At 40.1% G+C, this 24,143-nt stretch carries 20 protein-coding genes and 1 pseudogene; 10 read left to right on the top strand and 11 right to left on the bottom strand.

Features of this window, described 5'->3' with window-relative positions; genetic code table 11:
• Positions 1–176 precede the first annotated feature (176 nt).
• A complete protein-coding gene (locus tag CDG79_RS09895) occupies positions 177–512 on the bottom strand; it encodes a hypothetical protein (RefSeq protein WP_189524942.1) in 336 nt (111 codons plus the stop codon).
• 497 nt (positions 513–1,009) lie between these two features.
• The gene (locus tag CDG79_RS09890; protein WP_094341984.1) at positions 1,010–1,219 is read right to left on the bottom strand and encodes a hypothetical protein; all 210 of its coding nucleotides are present in this window, start codon (positions 1,217–1,219) and stop codon (positions 1,010–1,012) included.
• A gap of 479 nt (positions 1,220–1,698) precedes the next feature.
• Here CDG79_RS09890 and CDG79_RS09885 point away from each other — a divergent pair, with 479 nt between their 5' ends.
• Both CDG79_RS09885 and CDG79_RS09880 read left to right on the top strand, forming a co-directional pair.
• Positions 1,699–2,397: a hypothetical protein gene (locus tag CDG79_RS09885; RefSeq protein WP_094327521.1), complete on the top strand. Its 699-nt coding sequence runs from the start codon at positions 1,699–1,701 to the stop codon at positions 2,395–2,397.
• Positions 2,398–2,500: 103 nt separating this feature from the next.
• Positions 2,501–4,339, top strand: coding sequence for a peptidoglycan D,D-transpeptidase FtsI family protein (locus tag CDG79_RS09880; RefSeq protein WP_094341976.1), 1,839 nt, complete (start codon positions 2,501–2,503; stop codon positions 4,337–4,339).
• Between the two features lie 136 nt (positions 4,340–4,475).
• On the opposite strand, the pseudogene CDG79_RS09875 reads toward CDG79_RS09880, so the two are convergent.
• Together CDG79_RS09875 and CDG79_RS09870 are read right to left on the bottom strand one after the other, a co-directional pair.
• Positions 4,476–4,622 (bottom strand): annotated as a pseudogene (locus CDG79_RS09875) (glycerophosphodiester phosphodiesterase family protein); the annotation flags it as partial.
• Entirely contained in the window at positions 4,606–5,556 is a 951-nt protein-coding gene (locus CDG79_RS09870) for a hypothetical protein (RefSeq protein ID WP_094341975.1), read from the bottom strand. The pseudogene CDG79_RS09875 and the gene CDG79_RS09870, both read right to left, overlap by 17 nt.
• 226 nt (positions 5,557–5,782) lie before the next feature.
• Here CDG79_RS09870 and CDG79_RS09865 point away from each other — a divergent pair, with 226 nt between their 5' ends.
• A complete protein-coding gene (locus CDG79_RS09865; RefSeq protein ID WP_094341974.1) occupies positions 5,783–6,253 on the top strand; it encodes a hypothetical protein in 471 nt (156 codons plus the stop codon).
• Between the two features lie 81 nt (positions 6,254–6,334).
• Positions 6,335–8,371, top strand: a complete 2,037-nt coding sequence (ligA, locus tag CDG79_RS09860; protein WP_094341973.1) for an NAD-dependent DNA ligase LigA — start codon at positions 6,335–6,337, stop codon at positions 8,369–8,371.
• A 97-nt stretch (positions 8,372–8,468) separates the two neighbouring features.
• Here ligA and CDG79_RS09855 read toward each other — a convergent pair whose 3' ends face one another.
• Positions 8,469–9,737 carry a plasmid pRiA4b ORF-3 family protein gene (locus CDG79_RS09855; RefSeq protein WP_094341972.1) on the bottom strand — a complete coding sequence of 423 codons (1,269 nt, stop codon included), beginning with the start codon at positions 9,735–9,737 and terminating at the stop codon, positions 8,469–8,471.
• Positions 9,738–9,909: 172 nt separating this feature from the next.
• On the opposite strand from CDG79_RS09855, the gene CDG79_RS09850 reads away from it, so the two are divergent.
• The 3 genes from CDG79_RS09850 to CDG79_RS09840 all read left to right on the top strand — a co-directional run bounded on the left by CDG79_RS09850 (position 9,910) and on the right by CDG79_RS09840 (position 17,170).
• Positions 9,910–10,446, top strand: coding sequence for a nucleotidyltransferase family protein (locus CDG79_RS09850; protein ID WP_094341971.1), 537 nt, complete (start codon positions 9,910–9,912; stop codon positions 10,444–10,446).
• Positions 10,447–10,628: 182 nt separating this feature from the next.
• Positions 10,629–16,076: a trifunctional serine/threonine-protein kinase/ATP-binding protein/sensor histidine kinase gene (locus CDG79_RS09845; protein ID WP_094341970.1), complete on the top strand. Its 5,448-nt coding sequence runs from the start codon at positions 10,629–10,631 to the stop codon at positions 16,074–16,076.
• 440 nt (positions 16,077–16,516) lie between these two features.
• Entirely contained in the window at positions 16,517–17,170 is a 654-nt protein-coding gene (locus CDG79_RS09840; protein ID WP_094341969.1) for a nuclear transport factor 2 family protein, read from the top strand.
• A gap of 260 nt (positions 17,171–17,430) precedes the next feature.
• Here the strand turns inward: CDG79_RS09840 and CDG79_RS09835 are convergent, their stop codons facing one another.
• The 3 genes from CDG79_RS09835 to CDG79_RS09825 all read right to left on the bottom strand — a co-directional run bounded on the left by CDG79_RS09835 (position 17,431) and on the right by CDG79_RS09825 (position 19,253).
• Entirely contained in the window at positions 17,431–17,868 is a 438-nt protein-coding gene (locus CDG79_RS09835; protein ID WP_094341968.1) for an SRPBCC family protein, read from the bottom strand.
• Between the two features lie 65 nt (positions 17,869–17,933).
• The gene (locus CDG79_RS09830) at positions 17,934–18,515 is read right to left on the bottom strand and encodes a Crp/Fnr family transcriptional regulator (protein WP_094341967.1); all 582 of its coding nucleotides are present in this window, start codon (positions 18,513–18,515) and stop codon (positions 17,934–17,936) included.
• A 57-nt stretch (positions 18,516–18,572) separates the two neighbouring features.
• Complete coding sequence (locus CDG79_RS09825) at positions 18,573–19,253, bottom strand: GntR family transcriptional regulator (protein ID WP_094341966.1); 681 nt, start codon at positions 19,251–19,253, stop codon at positions 18,573–18,575.
• Between the two features lie 89 nt (positions 19,254–19,342).
• On the opposite strand from CDG79_RS09825, the gene CDG79_RS09820 reads away from it, so the two are divergent.
• The gene (locus tag CDG79_RS09820) at positions 19,343–20,965 is read left to right on the top strand and encodes a 2-isopropylmalate synthase (RefSeq protein ID WP_094341965.1); all 1,623 of its coding nucleotides are present in this window, start codon (positions 19,343–19,345) and stop codon (positions 20,963–20,965) included.
• A 393-nt stretch (positions 20,966–21,358) separates the two neighbouring features.
• Positions 21,359–21,787, top strand: coding sequence for a KTSC domain-containing protein (locus CDG79_RS09815; protein WP_094341964.1), 429 nt, complete (start codon positions 21,359–21,361; stop codon positions 21,785–21,787).
• Positions 21,788–21,949: 162 nt separating this feature from the next.
• On the opposite strand, the gene CDG79_RS09810 is transcribed toward CDG79_RS09815, so the two are convergent.
• Entirely contained in the window at positions 21,950–22,873 is a 924-nt protein-coding gene (locus tag CDG79_RS09810; RefSeq protein ID WP_094341963.1) for a nucleoside hydrolase, read from the bottom strand.
• Positions 22,874–22,888: 15 nt separating this feature from the next.
• On the opposite strand from CDG79_RS09810, the gene CDG79_RS09805 reads away from it, so the two are divergent.
• On the top strand, positions 22,889–23,320 hold the full coding sequence (locus CDG79_RS09805) for a nucleoside deaminase (protein ID WP_094341962.1): 432 nt from the start codon (positions 22,889–22,891) through the stop codon (positions 23,318–23,320).
• A 114-nt stretch (positions 23,321–23,434) separates the two neighbouring features.
• On the opposite strand, the gene CDG79_RS44770 is transcribed toward CDG79_RS09805, so the two are convergent.
• Together CDG79_RS44770 and pyrR are read right to left on the bottom strand one after the other, a co-directional pair.
• A complete protein-coding gene (locus CDG79_RS44770; protein ID WP_262985788.1) occupies positions 23,435–23,569 on the bottom strand; it encodes a hypothetical protein in 135 nt (44 codons plus the stop codon).
• Positions 23,570–23,600: 31 nt separating this feature from the next.
• Positions 23,601–24,137, bottom strand: coding sequence for a bifunctional pyr operon transcriptional regulator/uracil phosphoribosyltransferase PyrR (gene pyrR, locus CDG79_RS09800; RefSeq protein ID WP_094327505.1), 537 nt, complete (start codon positions 24,135–24,137; stop codon positions 23,601–23,603).
• Positions 24,138–24,143: the final 6 nt, after the last annotated feature.

Raw genomic sequence — 24,143 nt, 5'->3', positions numbered from 1 at the left:
CTTTTTTAATATCTATATATATTCTTTACATTTATTTGCAATTTTGTCGCCACCGTTATCCTACCTCAGAATGGGATTTTGGGTATGGGGCATTAGGAACAGGGAATTGGGAACATTGCGAATAGAGGAATTGGGGAAATATCTTGACTTTTGAGCCTTGAGTAATTACTAATTTATCAAAAATTTAAAAACGGAAAAAACTGAAATAATGTTTTACGTAGGCGAAGCAAGAAAATCTGTTCCCGAATTTTGGGGTCTAGTTTTGGTGGTGGGACTTCTTGTAGCTGCGCTTGTAATTGAATATATTCGGCAGCTGTTAGGAATCTTCCATCAATTGGCGATCGCGCTTCTATGATAATCTGTGTCCGTAATATTTCTTCTGGTGTATCCTCTGGTGGGGGTAATGCTATGACTACTGACGATCCCCAATAGCCACTCAACACAAAAAAACTTGCAACGATCGCAACTAGACCCAGAAATTTTACCGTTTTTCTCGCTTTAACTCTCCCCATCTCTTGAACTGCGTTCACAACGCAGCATGAAAATCTGTTTTACCCATGCCCCATCTATGTTCCCAATAAAAATCTGGCAATATCAAGGGACATGACCAGGCCTCTCTTAATAGAGAATAGACTACAGGGAATGCTCTTGAGCAATTGCCAGCGATCGCAATAATTATTTATGTCCTCTCAAAACTCAGGAGTCTAAGCCATTCTAAACGCTAAATCTGGCTTAGATTTACGGAATTAAACTCCCTTTTACTCGGAATAAGGTTCGGTCAGGCGAGAATTTCAGGCGGACACTTGGTTGAGAGGGTAATCCTCATCACCAGTGTCCTTTACTTGCTGCCCTACTTAGCTAATGGCTGATATTTGAGCAAACTCTAGGCTCTGATACACCAACAGGGAGATACAGGTTTCTAGATGAACCTAATTAATTCAACCTATATGGTGACGAGCGTTGTTACTAAACTGTTTTGGGCATGATTTAAACTAAAGCTTAAAATGCCTTATTTAGGAGTAGCAGTAGGAGTAGCTGCGGGAGTAGCAGGTGTAGTAGCAGGAGGTTTAGCTCCAGCAGGAGGTGCATCAGTTGGTTCACCTGTAGCAGCTGGAGTACTAGTAGTACCACCACCAGCATCACCACCACCGCCTTCACAGGCTCCGAGAATTGTAGCTAGACTTAAGATTACAGCCAAACCAAAGATTTTTGTTTTCATAACTCCTCTTTCACCAATTGTGGCTAGAACAATTTTTCGCCTGTTGAATACGATACCGTATTTATTGCTTTTTTTTAATGCTGTGAGATTACATGCTAAAAAAAACAATCTTTTGGGGTATTCTTTTTCGGATTACGTATCATACAGCCATCTGATTAGTTTCTCTTAACTCAAGAGCAAAAGGGAAATTACCAAATTTTTTAGCAAACCGAGTTATCATAGCAAAAAATTTTATTTTTTTCACGGAGTATTGCACCTTGCTGCCCCGCGTTGCCATACTTTAGGTGCAATACCTAAAGGGCAAGCTGTCCAGTTTCTAATCACTGATTGCAAACATTGGTACAGCTACCTATCAGAACACTTAAAAGGGTGTAGTCTGTTATGTGTGCTTGTTGCACAGAAGGTAATTTTAACCTCAGCAAAAACATACAATCAAGAAAATCAATCTAAAGTACAGTATTTCCCATCTAAAAAAATTTATGGTAGTTGCTCGTAAATCTGCTGTTTCTACAAGGGGTAATTGGTTCCGGCGAGATTCTATTTTTCCTTTAGGTAGGCGACGCTCTAAGTCTGTGGAGTCAGCAGCACGGAGCGCTTCTACACCAGCTACCCAAGCTACACCCATATCCTCTCAAAGACAACAGCATTCCTCAAAAAATTTAGCGGCTTCTTCCACAAATAAGGTAGTTATGCCCAAATCGTTGAAAGAGTTGGGTAGACAACAAGTGCCAAATCTCAATCAGCAGTCCAGTGCGACTCAAAAGAGTTCAGGGGGAGATTTTCTTCGCCTTCCCACTATGCCTAATTCGGGGGCAGCACCTTTATGGTTGTTGCGCTTGTATACTTTTCATCGTTATTCAACAGTTTTGGCGTTTTTGTTAGTAGCATCGACACTTGCTGTTTATGGATGGACGGTATATTCCCAAGAGCTTTGGAGTAAGTCATATCGCAGACTGCAAAACCTCCAACGTCATGAGCGTCTGCTAACGGCAACCAACGCCACACTGAAAAATAAAATGGCTAAGGAAGCAGAACAATCAACAGCAGGGCTGGTGTTACCAACTCCTCAAGGGATGATTTTCTTGCCTCCAGCATCTCATACTCCTAAGCCAGCATCGTCTAACACAACGTCAAATTCTGAAACGCAACAGCAAACGCTCTCGCCACTGGGATATTAAGGTTAAGAGTTAGGAGTTAGGAGTTAGGAGTTAGAAATTATGGAGTAACTAACTTTAACTTTGGACTTTTGACTCCAAAAAGCAATTTGCTACTGAGTAGGCAATGCAAAAATTACCAAGTAAAACAAAATTCAGAAAGTTTCGGAATCCGACATTCCAAAAACGACAGAAAGGTTCTAAACGAGGGTTGTTGGAGACACTTGCCTCTAATATCCAAGAACAAACATCCAATACCAAGTCTCGACTGTTTATAGTATGGGGCGCATTAATGGCAGCAGGGTTAGGGTTGGGTATCAACTTGTATAACCTGCAAATTGTCAAGGGGCAAAAGTTAACAGAGCAAGCACGAAACCAGCAAATGGTCAATTTGCGACCTTTTATGCCCCGTCGTCCGGTGGTAGATCGCAATAGTAATCTGTTGGCAATTGACCGTCCTGTATATACTTTGTACGCTCATCCCAAGCTATTTGATAAGTCTAATGAAGAGATGGCAGAGCAACTTGCCCCAATATTGGCAAAAGATCCTGCTGAATTAGTGAAAACTTTTCAAAGCAAAAGAAGTGGAATTATCCTTGCCCCAGCCTTACCAGAAGAAATTATCGATCGCGTGACTTCTTTACGCTTAAATGGCTTGGAGTTAATTCAAAAATACTCCCGATTTTATCCGCCAGACGATTTAGTTTCTGATGTGGTGGGTTATGTGAATGTTGACCGTCGTGGTCAAGCAGGTGTGGAATATTCTCAAGAGAAGTTGTTAGAACGTCCTGTGCAAACGGTGCGGCTCAGTCGCTCTGGGAATGGGGCTGTGATGCCCGATCGTGCGCCTGAAGGTTTTCTGCACTTTGATGATTTGCGGCTGCAACTCACTATCGATAGCCGTCTACAACGGATTGCTAGCCTTGCGCTCAAACAACAGATGGATAAGTTTGACGCTAAACGTGGGGCAGTAATTGTGATGGATGCGTTGGATGGTTCCTTACTCGCCCTCGTTTCTCAACCTACCTATAACCCTAATGAATACGCTAAAGCTAATATCTCACTATTTAAAAACTGGACGGTAGCGGATCTTTATGAACCGGGATCGACTTTTAAGCCTTTGAATGTGGCGATCGCTCTGGAAAATGGCATCATCAAACCAGATGATATGTTTAATGACTCCGGTTCTATTCGAGTAGCTAATTACACCATCAAAAATGCGATGAATAATGGTAATGGGCGAATCAGCATCGCTCAGATTTTACAATATTCCAGCAACATTGGCATGGTGCAAATTATCCAACGCTTAAAGCCTTCAATCTACTACAACTGGCTAGAACGCTTGGGGCTAGGACAAAAAGTTGATACAGATTTACCTTTTGAAGTTGGCGGTCGCCTCAAAAGTCAAGAAGAATTTATCGCTTCGCCAATTGAACCAGCTACTACTTCCTTTGGGCAAGGCTTTTCTATGACACCGTTACAGCTAGTACAAATGCACGGTGCTTTAGCCAATGGCGGTAAGTTGGTAACACCCCATGTAGTTCGAGGGCTGATTGATAGCAAAGGGCAGATGCATGATTCACCCACTCATACCATCCCCCGCCAAATTTTCTCAGCCGCAACAACCAAAAAAGTTGTGGAAATGATGGAAACTGTTGTTAATGAAGGCAGTGGTAAGGCGGCACAAATTCCCGGATATCGCATTGCTGGTAAAACTGGTACTGCCCAAAAAGCTAGTCCTAATGGCGGCTACATCAAGGGTGCTAGAATGACCAGCTTCGTGGCTATTTTACCAGTGGAATCTCCTCGCTATGTAGTGTTTGCACTGGTGGATGAGCCAAAAGGAGAAAGTGCTTATGGTTCTACTGTCGCCGCACCAATTGTCAAGTCGGTAATTGAAGCGCTGATTCCTCTTGAAGAGATTCCGCCTAGTAAGGCATTTGAGCAACAGCCGAAAGCGCCATAGAGAGTGGGGAGGGGGACAAGGGATTAACAATTCAAAATTCAAAATTCAAAATGACGCTCTCTACGAGACGCTAAAAGCGAACGCGGACTCGCTTGCCGCCGGCGCTAACAAAATTAAAGACAGTTTCAGATGGGGATTCAATATAATCAGCACCCAGTGCGTAGGCATAGCCCGCCGCAGGCATCGCTAATTCATAAGCAGCTAAAGTATGTTCTGGACGATAGCCGCTCGCGCCTCGGTGGGCAATGATAATTGGAGATGTTGTACTAATAGCCACTGACATCAACTAATCGATATCCTTCACCAACCAGTTTGTCAAAAGTTGCTTGATACTGGGCTGAAGTCAATCCATGTCGCGCTTGCCAAGCTGAACCACCAGACTTTTCCCAAATAGCGGCGTATCGGTTTTGTCCGTTGACATTATAACCACTTACGTCAACTAATCGATATCCTTCACCAACCAGTTTGTCAAAAGTCGCTTGATACTGGGCTGAGGTCAATCCATGTCGCGCCTCCCAAGCTGGGCCGCCAGACTTCACCCAAATAGCAGCATATCGGTCTTGTCCGTTGACATCATAACCACTAACATCAACCAACCGATATCCTTCGCCAACTAGTTTGTCAAAAGTCGCTTGATACTGAGATGAAGTCAATCCATGCCGTGCTTCCCAAGCTGGGCTATCAGACTTTTCCCAAATAGCGGCATATCGGTCTTGTCCATTCACGCTGTAACCACTAACGTGAACTAATCGATATCCCTGACCAACTAGTTTGTCAAAAGTCGCTTGATACTGAGATGAAGTCAATCCATGTCGTGCTTGCCAAGCTGGGCCGCGAGACTTCACCCAAATAGCGGCGTATCGGTCTTGTCCGTTGATATCATAACCACTGACATCAACCAACCGATATCCTTCACCAACCAGTTTGTCAAAAGTTGCTTGATATTGGGCTGAGGTCAATCCATGTCGTGCTTCCCAAGCTGAACCACCAGACTTGACCCAAATAGCAGCATATCGATTTTGTCCGTTAGCTATTGCTTGTCTGGTGTCATGAGGAATTCTCTGTAACTGGACAACATTTTGAGCAATTACTTTTGTGTTTGTCTTGGTATTGCTGACACTATTGGCAAGGTTAATGGGAGCTGCAAAAGCGGAACTAACTAAAGTTGCAAGTAACGCTGCACTAGAGGCAGTAAATGTTAAAGAGCGGATGAACATATTATTAGTAAAATAAAACTGTAAATTTGGGCTTCACTGACTAACTAGGTTTACATTTATTTTTTTATGCAACACCCAGCTAGCAATGCTGACAATTGTGGATACCCCAGATTTACAGGTAATTCCTGAATTCAGAATACCGAACTTTTATTTGTATAGCTTTGGCGTAATTTTACTATGTAGTTTTAGCTGATTTTATACTGACAATAAGGTACAATACAAGACCATGAACTCAAATAAGCCTAGTATAAAACACATTTATATTGACGGTCAAAAGATATTATTTCCCAGCCAAGAAAAATGGGAAACTTTGCGATTTAACCCCTTTATTGATGATATGCCACTAGCTGTTTTAGATTTGCTTTGGCCAGCGCTTGAGTTAACTCAAAAATATCCTGAAATTCACTTAGGGCTTGGAAAGATATCAAATTTCAAGAGATGGATGCCATATATTTTTCTAGAAATAGAATCAAACTTTCAAAGAGTCCAGTTAGAAACTTTAAGCTGTGGTTTTTGCAATTGGCGAGGAAAAACAGCTAATCCTATGGATACGGGTCTATATTGTGGAGATGGGATAAATCAGGATCGGTTTACTCTAATGAAAGCTGCTGAAAGATATCCGATACTTCCTTGCCCTTGTTGTGGCGATCGCTTACCAAGACATCCAATTTGGGTAGAATATAATAATAAAGATTAATCACGGGTTAGTCGCGGCTATCCAAACAAAAGACTTCATTATCTTTAAATTCTATTCGCTAGATATTTTGTAATCATTCTAATGACACAGATTAAGCCGGAAGTAAAGCGCACAGAAGAATTGCGCCAGTTATTGCAACAAGCCAGCTATGCTTATTACGTCTTAGATTCTCCAATGATGGAGGATGCAGTCTATGACCAGCTATATCGAGAATTGCAACAACTAGAAATTCAATATCCAGAGTTGACAGCACGCGATAGTCCGACTCAGCGCGTGGGTGAGCGACCGGCAACGCAGTTTACCTCGGTGCGGCATAATATCCCCCTGTACAGTCTAGAGAATGCATTCAATATTGACGAGTTGCAAGGGTGGGATCAGCGTTGGCGGCGACAAGTACCGAAAATAGATTCGGTGGAATATGTCACTGAACTGAAAATTGATGGTTCTGCTTTAGCTCTTACCTACCAAGATGGCATTCTAGTTAGAGGGACAACTAGGGGTGATGGGGTGACAGGTGAAGATATCACCCAAAATGTACGGACAATTCGCTCAATTCCCTTACGTTTGAATTTTGAAGGGTTAGAAATTCTGGAAAGGGTGGAAGTACGCGGCGAGGCGTTTTTGCCTTTGGAAGTATTTAAACAAATTAATGAGGAAAGGCAAAAAGCAGGGGAGCAATTATTCGCCAATCCCCGGAATGCCGCAGCAGGTACACTCAGACAACTAGACTCGCGTATTGTCGCTAAACGGCGGTTGGCTTTCTTTGGCTATACCCTGCATATTCCTGGTAGAGATGACACCAGTATTGCTAATACCCAATGGGAAGCGTTGGAGTTGTTAGAAAAGATGGGTTTTCAAGTGAACCCCAACCACAAACTATGTGCCGCGATCGCAGAAGTGGCAAAATATTATGAATATTGGGATACGGAACGCCTGAATTTACCCTACATGACTGATGGAGTGGTAGTAAAGCTCAATTCTTTTAAACTCCAAGAACAGTTAGGGTTTACCCAGAAATTTCCTCGCTGGGCGATCGCATTAAAGTACCCCGCCGAAGAAGCGCCTACCCGTGTGGAAAATATTGCTGTAAATGTGGGACGAACGGGGGCGTTAACGCCGTTAGCAGAAATGCGCCCTGTGCAACTGGCGGGAACAACAGTTTCCCGCGCCACTTTACATAATAGCGATCGCATTGCTCAATTAGATATCCGCATCGGCGATACTGTCATTGTCCGCAAAGCTGGAGAAATCATTCCAGAGGTTGTGAGGGTATTAAAAGAACTCCGTCCTGCTGACACTGAACCCTTCGTTATGCCCACCCATTGCCCAGTGTGCAATCAAGCAGTGGTGCGAGAATCAGGTGAGGCGGTGACTCGATGCGTCAATGCTTCCTGTGCGGCGATTCTCAAAGGTTCTATTGAACATTGGGTAAGTCGTGATGCCTTAGATATTAAAGGTTTAGGTGAAAAATGCGTGCATCAACTCGTTGATAAAGGTTTGGTGCATTCAGTTGCCGATTTATATGAGTTGACAGCAGAGAGATTATGTGATTTAGAAAGAATGGGGAAAAAGTCAGCAGAGAAATTAGTTGATGCGATCGCTCAATCAAAAAATCAACCTTGGTCAAGGGTCTTGTATGGTTTAGGCATCCGTCACGTTGGTAGTGTGAATGCCCAATTGTTAACTCAGAAATATTTCACCGTCGAACAGTTAGCGACAGCAAAGCAATCAGATATTGAAGGAATTTATGGTATTGGTGCTGAAATTGCCCAATCTGTGTACCAGTGGTTTCGGATTGATGCCAACCAAACTTTGATAGAACGTTTGCAAGCAGAAGGATTGCAATTAGCTGCCACAGAGGAAACAAAAACAGTTGGTGATGGTAATCAAAAGTTTGCAGGTAAGACGTTTGTCGTCACAGGGACATTGCCAACCTTAAAGCGAGATGAAGCAAAGGCTTTGATTCAAAAAGCTGGTGGAAAAGTGACCGATTCAGTGAGTAAAAAAACAGATTATTTGGTGGTAGGAGAAGATGCAGGTTCTAAATTAGAAAAAGCGCTCTCTTTGGGAATTACGCAGTTAAGCGAGGCGCAATTTTTAGAGATGCTTGAGGATTGATATAGTAATCCGATTTGATTCCTGGAATTATTTCTCTCGTCGGTATTTGTTTTCTTATTAGCAATTTCCATCATTACCTTCATCCACCTAGACTCCCTCATTCTTCATCTTCATCCGATTCATCATCCTCACTCCAATACTGTTGAGGTGCATTTCCATGAACTTCTAAAATCTTTGGTTTTTTGATTTTATTATCAGGTGGATTAATTACTTCTAACTGCACATCAAACTTCCAGTTGTCACCAAAATCATAAAGATAAGTGATTTTAGTACCCGGTTCTATAGACAAATCACCAATTTGCACTTGGTCAGCAAATGGGGGGATTTCCATATAGGGATGACCTATTTTAATTATGCGACCAAAACGGTCTTTATAACTAAACTCATATAGATGGTCATAGTCAAAGTCAAAAGCATCAAGAATCGTCTCTGCTAACCAGCTTAATGGTTTTTTTGCTGGTATAGCAATGCGTCTCCAAACCTGATGAAGAGACACTTTAAAAATATAAATACCATCCGTGAAGCCTTGTTTTGGAACAAATAAATTATGCTCCCATTCTGGAAAAAATGGTTGAAAATGTGACTGCAACTTTCCAAAAGTTACATTGACTTCATCCTGTAATTCTCCTCGGATACCTAGTGGAAATAGTAATTGCAACAAAACATCCCCAAAGGGTAAGCGTTGTAAACTAGTAATGCGCCATCCTTTGCCTTCTGTTGCTTTGCCATGTTGAATAGATAATAATCCAAATAACTCTAACAGGGCAACGTTATGCAGACCAGGGTAATAACTAATATCGTGTTGATGTTCGTATTTAGGGAATTTTAAACCTTTCTCTGGCACGCGGGGCCAAAGTTGAATACATCGAAATAAATTCCCAAATGAATCTTGATGTTCGCCCAAAATTTCGTTATTTCCCCAAATCAACCAGGCTTCTAATAAATTGAAATAGCGTTCTGTTGGATTGAGGTTTGACCATGATTGCAAAGTTGCTGCATCTAAAACTAAAACCTGCTTCTTCCCTTGGGATCTAATTTGGGCTATCCCAGAACTGCGTAATAACAAATATAGTCCATTAATGTAGGGGTATGATTTTTGTACGGGGCGTTTGAGTTTAGTTTCAATGGGGTGACTTAACCGAGAATTGAATTCTGATAATACTTTCAGTGGTAGAAGGTTATTAACACTACTAACCTCCACTCCATTTGGTTGTAACAAATCTATCAGAGTTTGAAAGTCACGCAAAATTGTGCCGGGTTGATTTTCATCAATACTGAGTTCTTGCAGGAGTTGTTGTTGCGACTCTGTTAGAGAAGGTAGTTCAGGATTGAGTGTGCGTTCTAACCGCGCAAATAAATCATCCATAAATAAAAATTATAAATTCTCAATTCACAATTTAATCTTCTGTGTAACCCTGTGCTATTTATACTATGACTTGACCTGATAAGTGTCACAGGAGGTCTATCAAGACCGTAAACTTAATGAGATGTGAATGATAATATTTTCACCTTCTAGTTGACAATCCCAGGGATTTGATATGAATAGTAACACTCGTCTACAGATGATTTTAGCTGATACACCTATTGATACAGTATTACCTGCGATCGCTCAACTAAATCTACCTAACTGGTGGTTAGCCGGTGGTGCAGTCCGAAACACCGTTTGGTCTTCGATTTTTGGCAATGACTGTGGGTTAGTTATTAAAGATTTTGATATTGCATTCTTTGATATAGAGGGAAATCGTTCTCAGGAACTAACAGCAAAGGCGACTCTCACAGAACAATTTCCTCATGACGAGTTTGATGTCAAAAATCAAGCCAGTTTTTCTCGTTGGCGGCTTGGTAGCAGACACTACATTAATACAGAAGATGCCGTTGCAGAGTGGCTGCACACTGCTACTGCTGTCGGAGTTCGACTAGATGCACAAGGCCAATGGCAATTTTTCACTCCCTACGGGTTGGATGACCTATTTGATGGCATTATTCGACCTACGCCAGCACATACTCATAACGTTGATGCCCACAATAAAGCATCGGGGTTCTTACAAAAATGTCCTTATCTGCGGTTGGCGTAAAAGTTATAATAGCTTTTCCGTTACAAGGGAATAATCGCTTTTCAATTTACAACCCTTGGATACGGAATCGCAATGTTAATAATTTTCTCCCACTGGGAATAATTAAATTAGAACCCCTTTCACGATAGGACGGGGGTGATACTAATTTTGTAACTTTTTTGTAACTTGATAGGCAAAAATCAATGCCAAATCCTACTGGATATCAAATCAACTCGACTCTCCACGAAGGAATCCAAACAATTCTTTATCAAACACAAATGCCAAAGACGCAACAGCGAGTTATCCTCAAGTTGCTTAAAAATGAATATCCTACCCTCGAAGCCTTTACCCGCCTTAAAAATGAGTATCAAATTCAGCAAGGTTTAGACCATCCCAACATAGTTAAAGCCATTAGTCTAGAAACCTTTGATAACCGTGTGGGGCTGTTGTTAGAAGACTTTGATGGTCAATCTTTAGCCCAAATTATCCAGACAGAAAAACTTGACTTAATTAACGATTTAAATATTGCTATTCAACTGACTAAAGCTCTAGATTATTTGCATAAACACCAGATTATTCATAAAGATATCAAACCTAGTAACATCATTATTAACTCCCAGACAGGTATTGTTAAACTCACTGACTTTGGTATAGCCTCCCGCCTCAATAAGGAAAATCCCCAATTTAATAATCCTAACTGCGTTGAAGGCACACTTGCCTACATGTCTCCCGAACAAACGGGGAGAATGAATCGTATTCTCGATTATCGCACTGACTTTTATTCTCTTGGTGTAACTTTATATGAAATGCTCACCGATAAAACACCATTTTGTAGTCAAGACCCTTTAGAACTAGTTTATAGTCATATTGCTATTCAACCGATCAACCCACAGTTATTAAATCCAACAATTCCTAACGCCATCTCAGAAATTGTGCTGAAGCTGATGGCGAAAAATGCGGAAGACAGATATCAAAGCGCTACAGGATTATTAGCAGACTTAGAGTTATGTCTTAACCAGTTAAAAACTAAGGGTCTAATTACTGATTTTGTTCCAGGCCGTTTAGATGTATTAAGCCAGTTATTAATTCCTCAAAAATTATATGGTCGTGAAAACCAAGTTGATGAACTGCTAGCGGCATTTGAAAGGGTTATATCTGGGGCTAGTGAGATGATGCTAGTTTCTGGTTATTCAGGTATTGGCAAATCAGTTTTAGTCAACGAAGTTAATAAACCCATTACTCGCAGACAAGGTTACTTTATTTCTGGTAAGTTTGACCAATTAAAGCGAAATATCCCTTATGCTTCCTTAATTCAAGCTTTTGCTTATTTAATGCGGTATTTACTGACAGAGAACAATGAGAAAATAGAAACATGGCGTGAAAAAATACTATCAGCTTTAGGAACAAATGGAAAAGTTATTACTGACGTAATTCCAGAAGTAGAATTAATTATTGGTATACAGCCAGAAGTTGCCCAAATTGGTGCAACAGAATCACAAAATCGCTTCAATCGAGTTTTTAAAGAATTTATCCAAGTTTTCACCCAAAGAGAACACCCTTTAGTTATCTTTTTAGATGATTTACAATGGGCAGATTCAGCAACATTAAATTTAATCCAACTACTTATAACTGACACTGACAGCAAACATCTATTATTTATTGGTGCATATAGAGATAATGAAGTTAATGCAGCACATCCTTTAATTCAAAAAGTAGAAGAAATTAAGAATGCTGGCACAGTTATTAACAATATTTTGTTGCAATCTTTAAATTTAGACAATGTGACTCAGCTAGTTGCAGAGACTTTGCAAGAGACAGAGATTAACCATGATGTAGAATCCAACAGTTTTAACAATAAAATTATCCAATTAGCTGAATTAATTTCTAATAAGACAGGTGGAAATCCGTTTTTTATCACACAACTTATTCAAGCACTTTATCAAGAAAAGCTTTTAAAATTTGACTTCATTAATTCTCAATGGCAGTGGAGTATTGAGGATATTCAAGCAATTGGAATTACCGATAAAAATGTAGTTGAATTAGTTGCCAGTAGAGTTGAGAAACTACCAAAGTTTACCCAAAATGTTTTAAAATTAGCAGCTTGTGTGGGTGACAGATTTAGTCTTGATGTTTTATCTATAGTCAATGAAAAATCAGCTTCTTTGACAGCCAATGATTTACACTCGGCTTTGCAAGCGGGATTAATTCTACCTTTAAGTGAAGCTTACCGTATTCCTTTAGTTTTTAATCAAGAAGAAGCGGTTAATTTAAATTTCGACACTTCACGGGTTGGTTACAAGTTCTTACATGATAGAGTACAACAAGCAGCATATTCGCTGATTCCAGAAGAACTCAAGAAATCTACTCACTTGAAAATTGGGCAATTGCTTCTACAAAATATCCCAGAGGAGGAAATAGAAGCTAATATTTTTGATATTGTTAATCAGTTGAATGTAGGTATTGTTAACCTAATAGAGCAATCTGAAAAAACTGAATTGGCACGACTAAATTTAATTGCAGGGCGAAAAGCTAAAGCTTCTACAGCTTATGAAGCTGCACTTAAATACTTCACAAATGGAATAGAACTTTTAAATGTAGATACTTGGACAACTGAATATGCCTTAACCATAAGTTTATATGAAGGAGCCGCAGAAGCAGCCTATTTGGGTGGTAATTTTGAGCAGATGCAGCAATGGGCTGAGGTGGTGCAGCAAGAAGCCAAAATCCTTCTAGATAAAGTGAAAGTCTATGAAGTACAGATTATCGCTTCTATCATTCAAAGCAAACAACTGGAAGCCATTCAGATAGCAGTATCAATTCTCAAATTGCTAGGAATAAGTTTTCCAGATGAACCGACATCAACTGATATTCAGCAGGGGATGGATGAAATTGCTGTTTCTTTGAAAAGTAAAGCGATGTCTGACGACAAGCCGCTACGCATCTACGCAGATTTAATTAACTTACCATTAATGTCCGATCCTAACAAGATTGCAGCCATGAAAATCTTAATGGGAGTTCTTCCTGCGGCTTTTCAAACTGCTCCTGCAATGATGCCAATTATTGTCTGTAAAATGGTTAATTTGTCTTTAAATTATGGCAATACGGCTGTATCTGCCTATGGTTATAGTCTTTATGGCTTACTTCTTTGTGGAGTTCAAGGAGAAATTAATTCTGGCTATGAATTTGGTAAATTAGCTTCTAGTTTGGTGTCAAAATTTGATTCTCAAGAACTCAAGGCTAAAATTCTGACGGTTGTTAGCGCTCATGTTATGCACTGGAAAGAGCATGTTAGGGAGACATTAACATCATCAATGTCTGGATATGCTAGTGGTCTGGAAACTGGAGATTTAGAATATGCTGGCTATTGTGGTTACATTTATCCCTATCATTCATTTTGGTTGGGTAAAGAACTTTGGCTTTTAGAAAAAGAACTTATAGCTTACTGTGAATCGCTGAAAAAAATTAATCAGCGAGTGGCTTTAACTTGGAATTCAGTATATTTACAAACAGTTTTGAATTTGAAAGGGAATTACGAAAATGTAGACTGTTTAATTGGAGAAGCTTACGACGAGCAAAGTATGCTGCCAATTCATCAGCAAGTAAATGACCTTTACACAATTAATCATTTATTTGTAAATAAACTAATGCTCTCTTACATATTTGGGGAGTATTTTCAAGCTGTAGAACATGCTGCGATCGCAGAAAAATCTTTAGGTGGTGTTACAGGATTATTTGTTGTTCCAATGTTCTATTTTTACGATTCTTTAGCACACTTGGCAATATATCATACCGCTAAAGAGTCTGAGAAGCAAGCTATTCTAGAAAAAGTCCAAGCTAATCAGCAAAAAATGGAACTCTGGGCTACTCATGCTCCCACGAATCACTTACATAGATTTTATCTCGTGGAAGCAGAAAGGTATCGGATTTTGGATCAAAAACTGGAAGCAATGGACTACTATGAGAACTCTATTGCCAAATCTCAAGAGAATGGTTTTCTCCAAGAAGAAGCTTTAGGCTATGAATTAGCAGGAAAATTTTATCAATCTTTAGGTAAAGAGTTAATTCATCAAACTTATATAACTAAAGCCTATTATGCCTATATTCGTTGGGGTGCGATCGCTAAAGTTAAATACTTAGAATCAAAGTATGTTTTTCTAGTAGGACAAACTACTGCTATAGAAACTACCACTTCCAAAATAGATACAATTCACTTTACCACTACCACAACCACTAATAGTAGTTTAAGCGATTTTCTAGACTTTAATGCATTCATCAAGTTTTCGCAAGCGATTACCAACGAAATTGTTTTAGAAAATTTGTTGAGCAAGCTCATCAAAATTTTACTAGAAAATGCTGCCGCCCAAAAAGCAGTGCTACTCCTACTTAAAGATAATCAACTATATATCGAAGCTTCTGGAAATGCTACTGATGATGTAGTGACAGTTCTATGCTCTATTCCTGTTGAAGCTTATCAGGATTTACCCCTCTCTGTGATTAATTACGTTTTTCGCACTCAACAATATCTTGTATTAAATGATGCAATCATTACAGAGCCGTTTAACCTTGATATTTATATTCAGGAATCTAAAACAAAATCAATTTTTTGCTTACCGATAATTTATCAATCACAAATTACAGGGATTATTTATTTAGAAAATAAGTTGTCATCAGGAACTTTTTTACCAGAAAGAGTAGAGGTATTAAAAGTCTTGGTTTCTCAAATGGCTATTGCTATACAAAATGCCCGATTGTACACAAGAGAACAAGATAAATCTAGAGAATTAGAACAGTCAATAAAAGATTTGCAAGAGGCACAACTACAACTTATTCAAAGCGAAAAAATGTCTTCCCTGGGTAACTTAGTTGCAGGGGTAGCACACGAGATAAATAATCCAGTTGGTTTTATTACAGGTAGTATAGCCCAAGCAAAAGATACTGTTAAGGATTTAATAGACTATCTACAACTGTACCGAGATAAGTTCCCAAATCCTGGTGCTGAAATTGAAGAAAAAGCTGAAGAAATAGATATAGATTTCCTGCTAAAAGATTTACCAAAAATGATTGATGGTATGACGGTAGGAACGCAGCGCATTCGTAACATTAGTACTTCTCTCCGTACTTTTTCACGCGCCGATACTAGTTCTAAAGTATTAGCTAATATTCCTGAAGGCATTGATAGTACTTTGTTGATTTTACAGCATCGTCTGAAAGCTGACCATAATCGCCCAGCAATTAAAATTATTAAAGATTATGGAAATATTCCATTAGTAAAATGCTATTTAGGACAATTAAATCAAGTTTTTATGAACATTATTGCAAATGCAATTGATGCTTTAGAAGAAGCAAACATCGGTCGTAGCTTTATGGAAGTTCAAGATAATTATCCTAATATTATTACCATCTTAACCAAGGTAGAGAAAGATAATAATCTGACAATTAAGATTCAAGATAACGCTAAAGGAATGCCAGAAGAAGTTAAAGCCTGTATCTTTGAAAATCTCTTTACTACCAAATGCGTAGGAAAAGGTACAGGATTAGGATTATCTATTAGTCGCCAAATTATAGTAGAAAATCATGGTGGAAGTTTGATTTGTGAATCAGTCTTGGGACAAGGAACAGAATTTATAATTTCTATTCCCATTTTGGGATAATCATCTTTCATAGTACAGACACATTAGCAAAGCTATAGCCGTAGATACCCAAACTACCAAACGATTCGGGTATTTTGTTTATCACGAATGATTCATAATTACTATAGTAATTACATTGAGTTTTAAAAATATGCTCAAATAAAATTTACTTTCTTGTTAAGAAAACCATGTAAGTATCAACCTTATTTCTTTAATCAAATCAATACATATTTAGCCATAGCCAACACTTAAAACTTTATGTAACTTCTGTTATTATAATGACTGATTATATGCATCAAATCTTGTAGCTTATTTATAATTTACTAGCTGATATCAAAGTAAACTCTAACTAAATGTGCAAGAATTTTAGTCAGGTCTTTATCAGCTAAAATATCAGATGTAAATTTAGTTTGCAGCAAGTTAAAAGATGCGAAAGTAGTAAAAATTAAGGTGGTTTTCCTGTGGAAAAAAGAAGAGAAGGTGGGCGAATAGTTTCAAAGGCTATCTCGTTTTTGTTAAATCAGATTACATTGATTGTGCTTGCAGTCACTCTTGTGCTGTTTATTGGAGGTAGGTTTGAACTAGCAAGTGCAACTCAACCTAACGCAGAATTAGAAATTCAAAAATTAACATCCTGTTACTCGCTGGGAACTGATGCCATTGGTAGAGGAAATCTCCTAGAGGGAAAAAATATTTATCGGGATTGTTTTACTCAAGATGCAGTTCTCACTGCCATTTTTCCTGATGGGACAACTCAAACAAATTATGGGACAGATGCTTGGGCAGATTTTGTCTATTCAGTATTCCAAGGAAATGGTTATACAGCTACTCAACACTTGATGGGTACGATAAACATTTCAATTGAGAATAATAAAGCATCAATGACCTCTTATCTCCATGCAACTCACAAACGTTCAGAAACTAGCATTGATGTTGCTAATGGTACTTATGAAGATGAAGTTGTAAACAAAAATGGACGCTGGAAAATTCGTAAACGGACTCTCAAACTCATCGATTTCTTGAATCTCAGTTCACCGACGGTTGATTCTTCAAATGCTAATGCCCGAAGCAGTAATTCCTTTGTAAGACCAAAAATGTCTGGCTTCAAGCAGTAATATAGCAATCCTATTTGATTTTTGAAAATCACAAGACTCAGATCCCCGACTTCTCTAAGAAGTCGGGGATCTCGTTGTTAACGAATAATTTAGGATTGGTATAGCGGTTCTCGTTTACGTGAGGTATACCCGTAGGGGCACTCTACACCTCGTGATGTAATGTTGTACCGCATCTGAATGGAAACCGCTATATATTTCACACCATATAAGGCAAAAGTAATGACACAGAGGTAGCTCTTTATGTAGCAAATGCTAAATTGTTAGGCTGATTTTTCAACTTGATGCTTCAAATGTTGTAACCATGACTCCAGAGATGTATCAAGTGTCTTCTGCATCATGCCTCTTAACATACGTACTAACCACCCTTCAAATGATTCTTCAGTCCTAACAAGTACACCTTTTTCGTGTGGCTCAAGTATCCATACGTGAATCGCTTGCGTGCCTATTGTCTTACCTGTCCAGCTAATTCGATGGTGAGGTTCAACTTCTTGCAGAGTTGATGTAATACTTATACCACCCGATTTCCAAAAAAATACAGAACCAGGCTTAAGCAGTCCTTCTAATTTAGACTCGGAAATATTCGGATACCAAACATTCCAATGATTGATGTCAGCGAGGACTTGCCATATCTTCTCGCTTGAGGCATTAATCATAATTGTATGACGAGCAATGGCTGGTGCGTTTGAGTTGATATCCATAACCTATCTGGCGTTGTTGCAATTTCATACTACTTGAGCCATTTAATCTTTTGCATTGACTTAGGTTAAGAAATACCCCGTTCATAAAGTCTCCGTTTCAAACGGCTGAGGGATTCTGGTTCAATATTAAGATGAGATGCAAGATAGTGTTGCGGGATGCGTTGCAACAAATGCGGCTCAGTTTTTAACAGGTTCAAATAGCGTTGTTCGGGATTATCTCGGTATAAAGATAGTAAGCGATCGCGCAACCTAAAAGCTAAATGTTCCACTATCAGCCGCAGTAACTTCTGACCATCCGGTGCTGCTTCCAAGACTTGAATAACCTGTTGATTCAAAATTAGCACTTCTGAATCTTCAATCGCCTGACAGGAAAAACAGACAGGTTGTTGCAGCCGAAAACTTTGATAGTCACCTAAAGTTTGATTCTCTAGATGAAAAAACAGTGTGAGTTCTTTGCCGTCTTTGAGAAAAAACATTCTTAGACAGCCTTTCTTGGTCAAACCGACAAACTCACACACATCACCCTCTCGAAACAAAAATTCTCCTTTACTAACCTTTTTTGACTCTAAAAACGGTTCAACAAGCGTCCAGTCAATTTGGAATTGAGGAGAAATTTGCTCAATGAACAAGCGCAACTTTTCATCCATTTTATTTTTACATAATGCCTTTAGTGTGTTCTGGTAGATCGTCTAGTTCCAGCAAAATCAGCGTTTCTGAGCAATTTGCTGCAAGTATGTAATTAGCTGTTCTCCTGCGGTGTCTATGTGTCGTTTCAGTAACCTGACAGCAGCTTTTGTATCCTGCTTTTGACAAGCATCTAAGAGTTGATAGTGTTCTTTTTGCGATCGCTCTTGGTAATCCATCTCTACCAATTGTACGCGAACATAGCGATCGCAATTAACATGTAAAGTTTTAATCATCCCTAGCAACCGGGGACGTTCAGCAGTGGCGTACAGTGTCGCATGGAATTCCCAGTTGAGTTTTGCCAACACACCTGCATCAGTTGCTTTATCTGTCGCTTCCAGAATCACAGCCGCTTTTTCTATATCTGTTTCCTTGAACTTGGGTATCGCCAATTGCATCGCTTTCACTTCCAAAGCGCTGCGAATCTCACAGATTTCTTGCGCCTCTTGTGCTGTCAACACCGACACAATCGCCCCACGATTTAGATGCAGTGTCACCAATCCTTCTGCTTCTAACTGCTTCAAGGCTTCGCGTACGGGAATGCGACTAACGCCAAACTGAGTGGCGATTTCATCCTGTCTCAAAGATTGTCCTTCCTGAAAAATGCCCCGCAGAATCGCTTCCCGCAAAGCATCGGCAATTAAATCTGGCGTACTGCGTTGTTGTTGCAGCACATTGGCTGCTAAGTCATTTAAGTTCATATTGAATATTGTATACAAAATCCAAAAGATTGTATACAATATCCAAAGTAAGTTTTTTAAACATCTCTTCAATACCACGGGAGACAGTTATGAGCATCGCATCTCAACCAGACAGAGTTATCATCTTCGACACCACGCTACGGGATGGCGAACAGTCACCAGGCGCAACCCTGAATGTAGAAGAGAAATTAGCGATCGCTCATCAACTAGCTCTCCTTGGTGTCGATGTGATTGAAGCAGGTTTTGCCGTTGCTAGTCCGGGGGATTTTCAAGCTGTTAAAAGCATTGCCGAACAAGTCGGAATACCTGGCGGGCCAATCATTTGCAGTTTAGCTAGAGCCATTCGCCAAGATATTCACGCCGCCGCCGAAGCCTTGAAAGGCGCGGCTCGTCCGAGAATCCACACGATGATTTCTACCTCTGATATTCACCTGAAATATCAATTGAAAAAGTCTCGCAGCGAAGTATTAGCGATCGCATCAGAAATGATTGCTTATGCCAAATCCTTTGTAGACGATGTAGAATTTTCACCAATGGATGCTAGCCGCACTGAGCCAGAGTTTCTTTATGAAGTTTTGGAAACAGCGATCGCAGCAGGTGCAACTACAATCAACATTCCTGATACCGTTGGTTACTGCACACCCAAGGAAATTGGAACTCTAATTCAGGGAATTCGAGAACATGTTCCTAATATTGATCGGGTGATTCTTTCCATTCATACTCAAAATGATTTGGGTTTGGCGACAGCTAACGCTTTGGCAGCAATTGAGTATGGTGTACGTCAGGTGGAATGTACCATTAATGGCATTGGGGAACGAGCCGGGAATGCAGCATTAGAAGAAATTGTGATGGCGTTGCAGGTTCGCAAACCATTTTTCAACCCTTATTTTGGTCGTTCGGTTGATGCCGATACACCCTTGACGAATATTAAGACTCAGGAGATTTACAAAACCTCATCCTTGGTTTCCCAATTAACCGGAATGCTGATTCAGCCGAATAAAGCGATCGTGGGAGCAAACGCTTTCGCCCATGAGTCTGGGATTCACCAAGATGGGATTATCAAGCACCGCGAAACTTATGAAATTATGGAAGCTGCTGCGATCGGTTTGCCAGAAAATCGCATTGTTTTGGGCAAACACTCTGGAAGAAATGCTTTCCGTACAAGGCTTAAGGAATTGGGATTTGAATTGAATGAGGCGGACTTGAATAAAGCCTTTAATCGATTCAAAGAAGTCGCCGATAAGAAAAAAGAAATCTCAGATTGGGATTTAGAAGCGATCGTTCGAGATGAAACGCAGATTCAAGTAGAAAGTGGCTTCCAAATTGAACACGTCCAGGTAATCTGCGGTGACTGCACTTGCCCAACTGCAACTATTACAATTGTTACCCCTGATGGCAAAATTCTTACAGATGCGAGTGTAGGCACTGGCCCAGTAGATGCGGTCTATCAAGTAATCAATCAATTGGTGCAGATTCCCAATCAACTAATTGAGTTTTCCGTGCAATCTGTGACTGGCGGAATTGATGCACTAGGAACTGTCACAGTTCGCTTGAAACATCAAGAGCGGATATTCTCTGGACAAGCATCTGATACTGATATCGTGGTAGCCGCAGCTTATGCTCATATCAACGCCCTGAATCGTCTTTATCGTTATTTGCAAACAGAGAGATCCCATTTTAATGAGATAAACTCTGCTGTTGTCTCTGGGTAGATTAAGATGCGTTGCTGAATCAAGGGATGATTCTTGTAGGGTGGGCATCTTGCCCGCCATGAAATACAAGGGACGGGCAAGATGCCCATCCCACAAAACTAGCAAAATCATCCCGCAAATATACAACGTCTATGAATCATGTAGAGACGTAAAATTTTACGTCTCTACAACGGTTTTGGTTGCATAACTAAGGTGACTCAAACACACCCATTGCCCCAAGCCGAATCGTGAGTATTTCCACAAATGTAAAACAAAAAACAAGTAAAACTAATTCTTCCTTGGCGAAAAAACTTGACATCAAAGTGCTTTATTAGTATATTTGTACTAATAAAGCACTTAAGTGTTGCATAAAACTTTAATACTCCCGACTACACCAACAGGAGAGCAAAATTAATGAAGCTATCTAAGGTAGACTTGAGCAGTTTAGTAGCGATCGCTCACTCTGATGGATATTTGCAGTTGTTGCTCGATCGAGGCGACGAACTAGAGTTTTTGGAAATTCCGGCACCGATACAAGCTTATGAAGGATTGCAAGAACTGAACGAGGCGATTGCTGAAACGACTGCACTACCCTTTGAAGAAGAACCAATCGCTATGTTACCAGTTAGCTCATCAATGGCGATCGCTGTCGGTTACGATCGCAACGAACAAATTTTGCAAGTTGAGTTTCAAAGTGGATCTGTTTATCAATACTTAGGCGTAGACGAGGATACTTGGGAAGATTTACACGCCTCTGACTCAGTTGGCAGCTTTTTCAATCAAGAGATTAAAGGTAGATATGACTGCGATCGCCTAGATAATGCAGATTATACTATTGACTAATTAATAAATTTAATAAATTCTGGGGATTTAAGTCCCCCGCAACTAACAAAGTCTTGTTTTGTGGTGGGGTCTAAATCCCTGTTGCATTACTTAATTACGAATTACGAATTACGAATTACGAATTACGAATTACGAATTACGAATTACGAATTACGAATTATTTTAACGTGCCCATTGCTGCAAGATATAACCATAAAAAGCGTCTTTATCAACCCGATCCATTGCATAAACTTTCCGACCACCAGTAACTACTTTAGTACGCCCCTGGCTCACTCCAGTGGTGACAATTTCTGTTTCCCATTCGCGCAGTTGATAAAATTCTGGGTGTCCTAGATAAGCCGTTGCTAACACATCCCAAAAATAATAATCTTGGGGGATAACTAGTGCATAACATTGTCCGGCTAAATCAGAGATGGGATAGTGGCGTTGTCGCCCCATTTTTTGTACTAACTCTGATGTAACTGGGACATTATTAGTTAAATCCAAAGGACACATAATAATTTCAATTTGCGTTTTCCACACCCGCGCCGCCGAAACCGCGTCCCAATAAACATTCCATTCGGCGGAACCATCCTGTCCAGGTTCTAAACTTTTTTCCACATTGCCAGGGACATTCAAAGCACCTCCCATCCAAATAATTTTGTGAATCTTGGCTTCAATATCCGGTGCTTTATCCAAAGCTGCTGCAACCGTTGTCAACGGCCCAGTTACCATCAATGTTACGGGGTCTGATGCCTCGCGCAACACCTCGATCGTGAAATCTTGACCTGTTTCTTCAACCAGAGGCGTAGTGATGGTTTCGCTTTGATTGAGAATGGGAAGATGGTCAACGATAAACGAATCACGGCGATAGAGAGTAGGAAATGGATTGATGCCGCGCACGGTACTTTCTGCAACCGGGATATGAGAAAATCCCATCAAATCTATAATTTTACGTGTGGCGCTAACAGCCGGTTTGACATAACAATCAGCCGGTGTGACAACAACGCCGAGGAGTTCGATACGATCCATCGTCAATAGCAGCATAGTTGCTAGATAATCATCTACACCGCCATCGTGATCCATTAATACAAGTTGTTTTGACATAAAAGGAGAATTAATATGGATGAGTTTATGGAAACTGCAATTCAAGAAGCAAAACAAGGCAGACAAGAAGGCGGAATTCCTATTGGTTCGGTTCTTGTCAAGGATGGTAATGTTCTCGGCAGAGGACACAATAAACGCGTGCAAGATGGCGATCCGGTCACTCATGCCGAAATCGATTGTCTTCGCAATGCTGGGAGAGTTGGCAGCTACAGAGGTACTACACTGTATTCAACCTTAATGCCGTGTTACCTGTGTGCTGGGGCAGTGGTACAATTTGGCATTAAAAAAGTCATCGTCGGAGAATCTAAAACTTTTCCTGGTGCTAAAGAATTTATGGTATCTCACGGTGTTGAAGTTATCGATCTTAATCTTGACGAATGCGAACAAATGATGGGTGAGTTTATTCAAACTAACCCGGAACTTTGGAATGAAGATATCGGTAATTAGTTAGGAGTTACAATTAGCACCGTCATATCGTGTCCCTATGATTAAGACCGCACGAGATATCTCAGCAGAGGAAAAGAGGGTTTTCTGGTTTTTGCACAGATATAGCGATCGCAACTAATTAACCGGACATGATATCAAGGTAACTTTTTTGCCTTTGACCCAGCATTTACCCTGTTCTCCTGCGATTGTTTTTAGATGGCAGATGGCGATCGCTGCTGCGATAATTCTCCCATAAAAAGTCACCTTCACAAAGTTACTCTCAACTCCTAACTCCTAACTTTTAATCTCCAATCAACTCCACTGCATCTCGTCCATCGCAATTTTGTAAGTAAACTTTGACAACTTCTTCTTTAGCAGTAGGCAACTTTTTGCCAATAAAATCTGGGTGGATTGGTAATTCTCGATGCCCTCTGTCTACTAATACAGCTAAACGAATCACTTCTGGTCTACCGTAGTCGTTAACTGCGTTCAAAGCAGCGCGAATTGTTCGTCCTTTGAAAATCACATCATCCACGAGTACAACAGTTTTTCCGGTAAGGTCAAAAGGAATTTCGCTTTTCGTTGGAGTCCGCAATCCAATTTTGTCCAGGTCATCTCGATAAAATGTGATGTCCAAAGCGCCGACTGAAACGACTACACCTTCCAACGTCTCAATCTGACGCGCCAACAATTCGGCGAGTAATGCACCCCTAGTATAAATACCGAGAAGCACTAGTTGAGACAAATCACGCGTTCTTTCCACAATTTGAGAAGCAAGACGAGTCAAGGTGCGGCGGATTTCTTCAGATGAGAGAATTTCAACTACTTTGGCAGACATAGCGAA

It is taken from the genome of Nostoc sp. 'Peltigera membranacea cyanobiont' 232 (assembly GCF_002245985.1).
Taxonomy (GTDB): Bacteria; Cyanobacteriota; Cyanobacteriia; order Cyanobacteriales; family Nostocaceae; genus Nostoc.
The sequence above is the reverse complement of the archived record's forward strand: the minus strand, read 5'-3'. Positions and strand labels throughout refer to the sequence as shown.

Excerpts from the sequence above, each read along its gene's own strand:
- CDG79_RS09895 (WP_189524942.1), bottom strand. The coding sequence starts at position 512 with ATGGGGAGAGTTAAAGCGAGAAAAACGGTAAAATTTCTGGGTCTAGTT.
- CDG79_RS09815 (WP_094341964.1), top strand. The coding sequence starts at position 21,359 with ATGAAGCTATCTAAGGTAGACTTGAGCAGTTTAGTAGCGATCGCTCAC.
- CDG79_RS09845 (WP_094341970.1), top strand. The coding sequence starts at position 10,629 with ATGCCAAATCCTACTGGATATCAAATCAACTCGACTCTCCACGAAGGA.
- CDG79_RS09820 (WP_094341965.1), top strand. The coding sequence starts at position 19,343 with ATGAGCATCGCATCTCAACCAGACAGAGTTATCATCTTCGACACCACG.
- CDG79_RS09885 (WP_094327521.1), top strand. The coding sequence starts at position 1,699 with ATGGTAGTTGCTCGTAAATCTGCTGTTTCTACAAGGGGTAATTGGTTC.
- pyrR (WP_094327505.1), bottom strand. The coding sequence starts at position 24,137 with ATGTCTGCCAAAGTAGTTGAAATTCTCTCATCTGAAGAAATCCGCCGC.
- CDG79_RS09870 (WP_094341975.1), bottom strand. The coding sequence starts at position 5,556 with ATGTTCATCCGCTCTTTAACATTTACTGCCTCTAGTGCAGCGTTACTT.
- CDG79_RS09810 (WP_094341963.1), bottom strand. The coding sequence starts at position 22,873 with ATGTCAAAACAACTTGTATTAATGGATCACGATGGCGGTGTAGATGAT.
- CDG79_RS09835 (WP_094341968.1), bottom strand. The coding sequence starts at position 17,868 with ATGGATATCAACTCAAACGCACCAGCCATTGCTCGTCATACAATTATG.
- CDG79_RS09850 (WP_094341971.1), top strand. The coding sequence starts at position 9,910 with ATGAATAGTAACACTCGTCTACAGATGATTTTAGCTGATACACCTATT.
- CDG79_RS09890 (WP_094341984.1), bottom strand. The coding sequence starts at position 1,219 with ATGAAAACAAAAATCTTTGGTTTGGCTGTAATCTTAAGTCTAGCTACA.
- CDG79_RS09830 (WP_094341967.1), bottom strand. The coding sequence starts at position 18,515 with ATGGATGAAAAGTTGCGCTTGTTCATTGAGCAAATTTCTCCTCAATTC.
- CDG79_RS09880 (WP_094341976.1), top strand. The coding sequence starts at position 2,501 with ATGCAAAAATTACCAAGTAAAACAAAATTCAGAAAGTTTCGGAATCCG.
- CDG79_RS09865 (WP_094341974.1), top strand. The coding sequence starts at position 5,783 with ATGAACTCAAATAAGCCTAGTATAAAACACATTTATATTGACGGTCAA.
- CDG79_RS09855 (WP_094341972.1), bottom strand. The coding sequence starts at position 9,737 with ATGGATGATTTATTTGCGCGGTTAGAACGCACACTCAATCCTGAACTA.
- CDG79_RS09825 (WP_094341966.1), bottom strand. The coding sequence starts at position 19,253 with ATGAACTTAAATGACTTAGCAGCCAATGTGCTGCAACAACAACGCAGT.
- ligA (WP_094341973.1), top strand. The coding sequence starts at position 6,335 with ATGACACAGATTAAGCCGGAAGTAAAGCGCACAGAAGAATTGCGCCAG.
- CDG79_RS09805 (WP_094341962.1), top strand. The coding sequence starts at position 22,889 with ATGGATGAGTTTATGGAAACTGCAATTCAAGAAGCAAAACAAGGCAGA.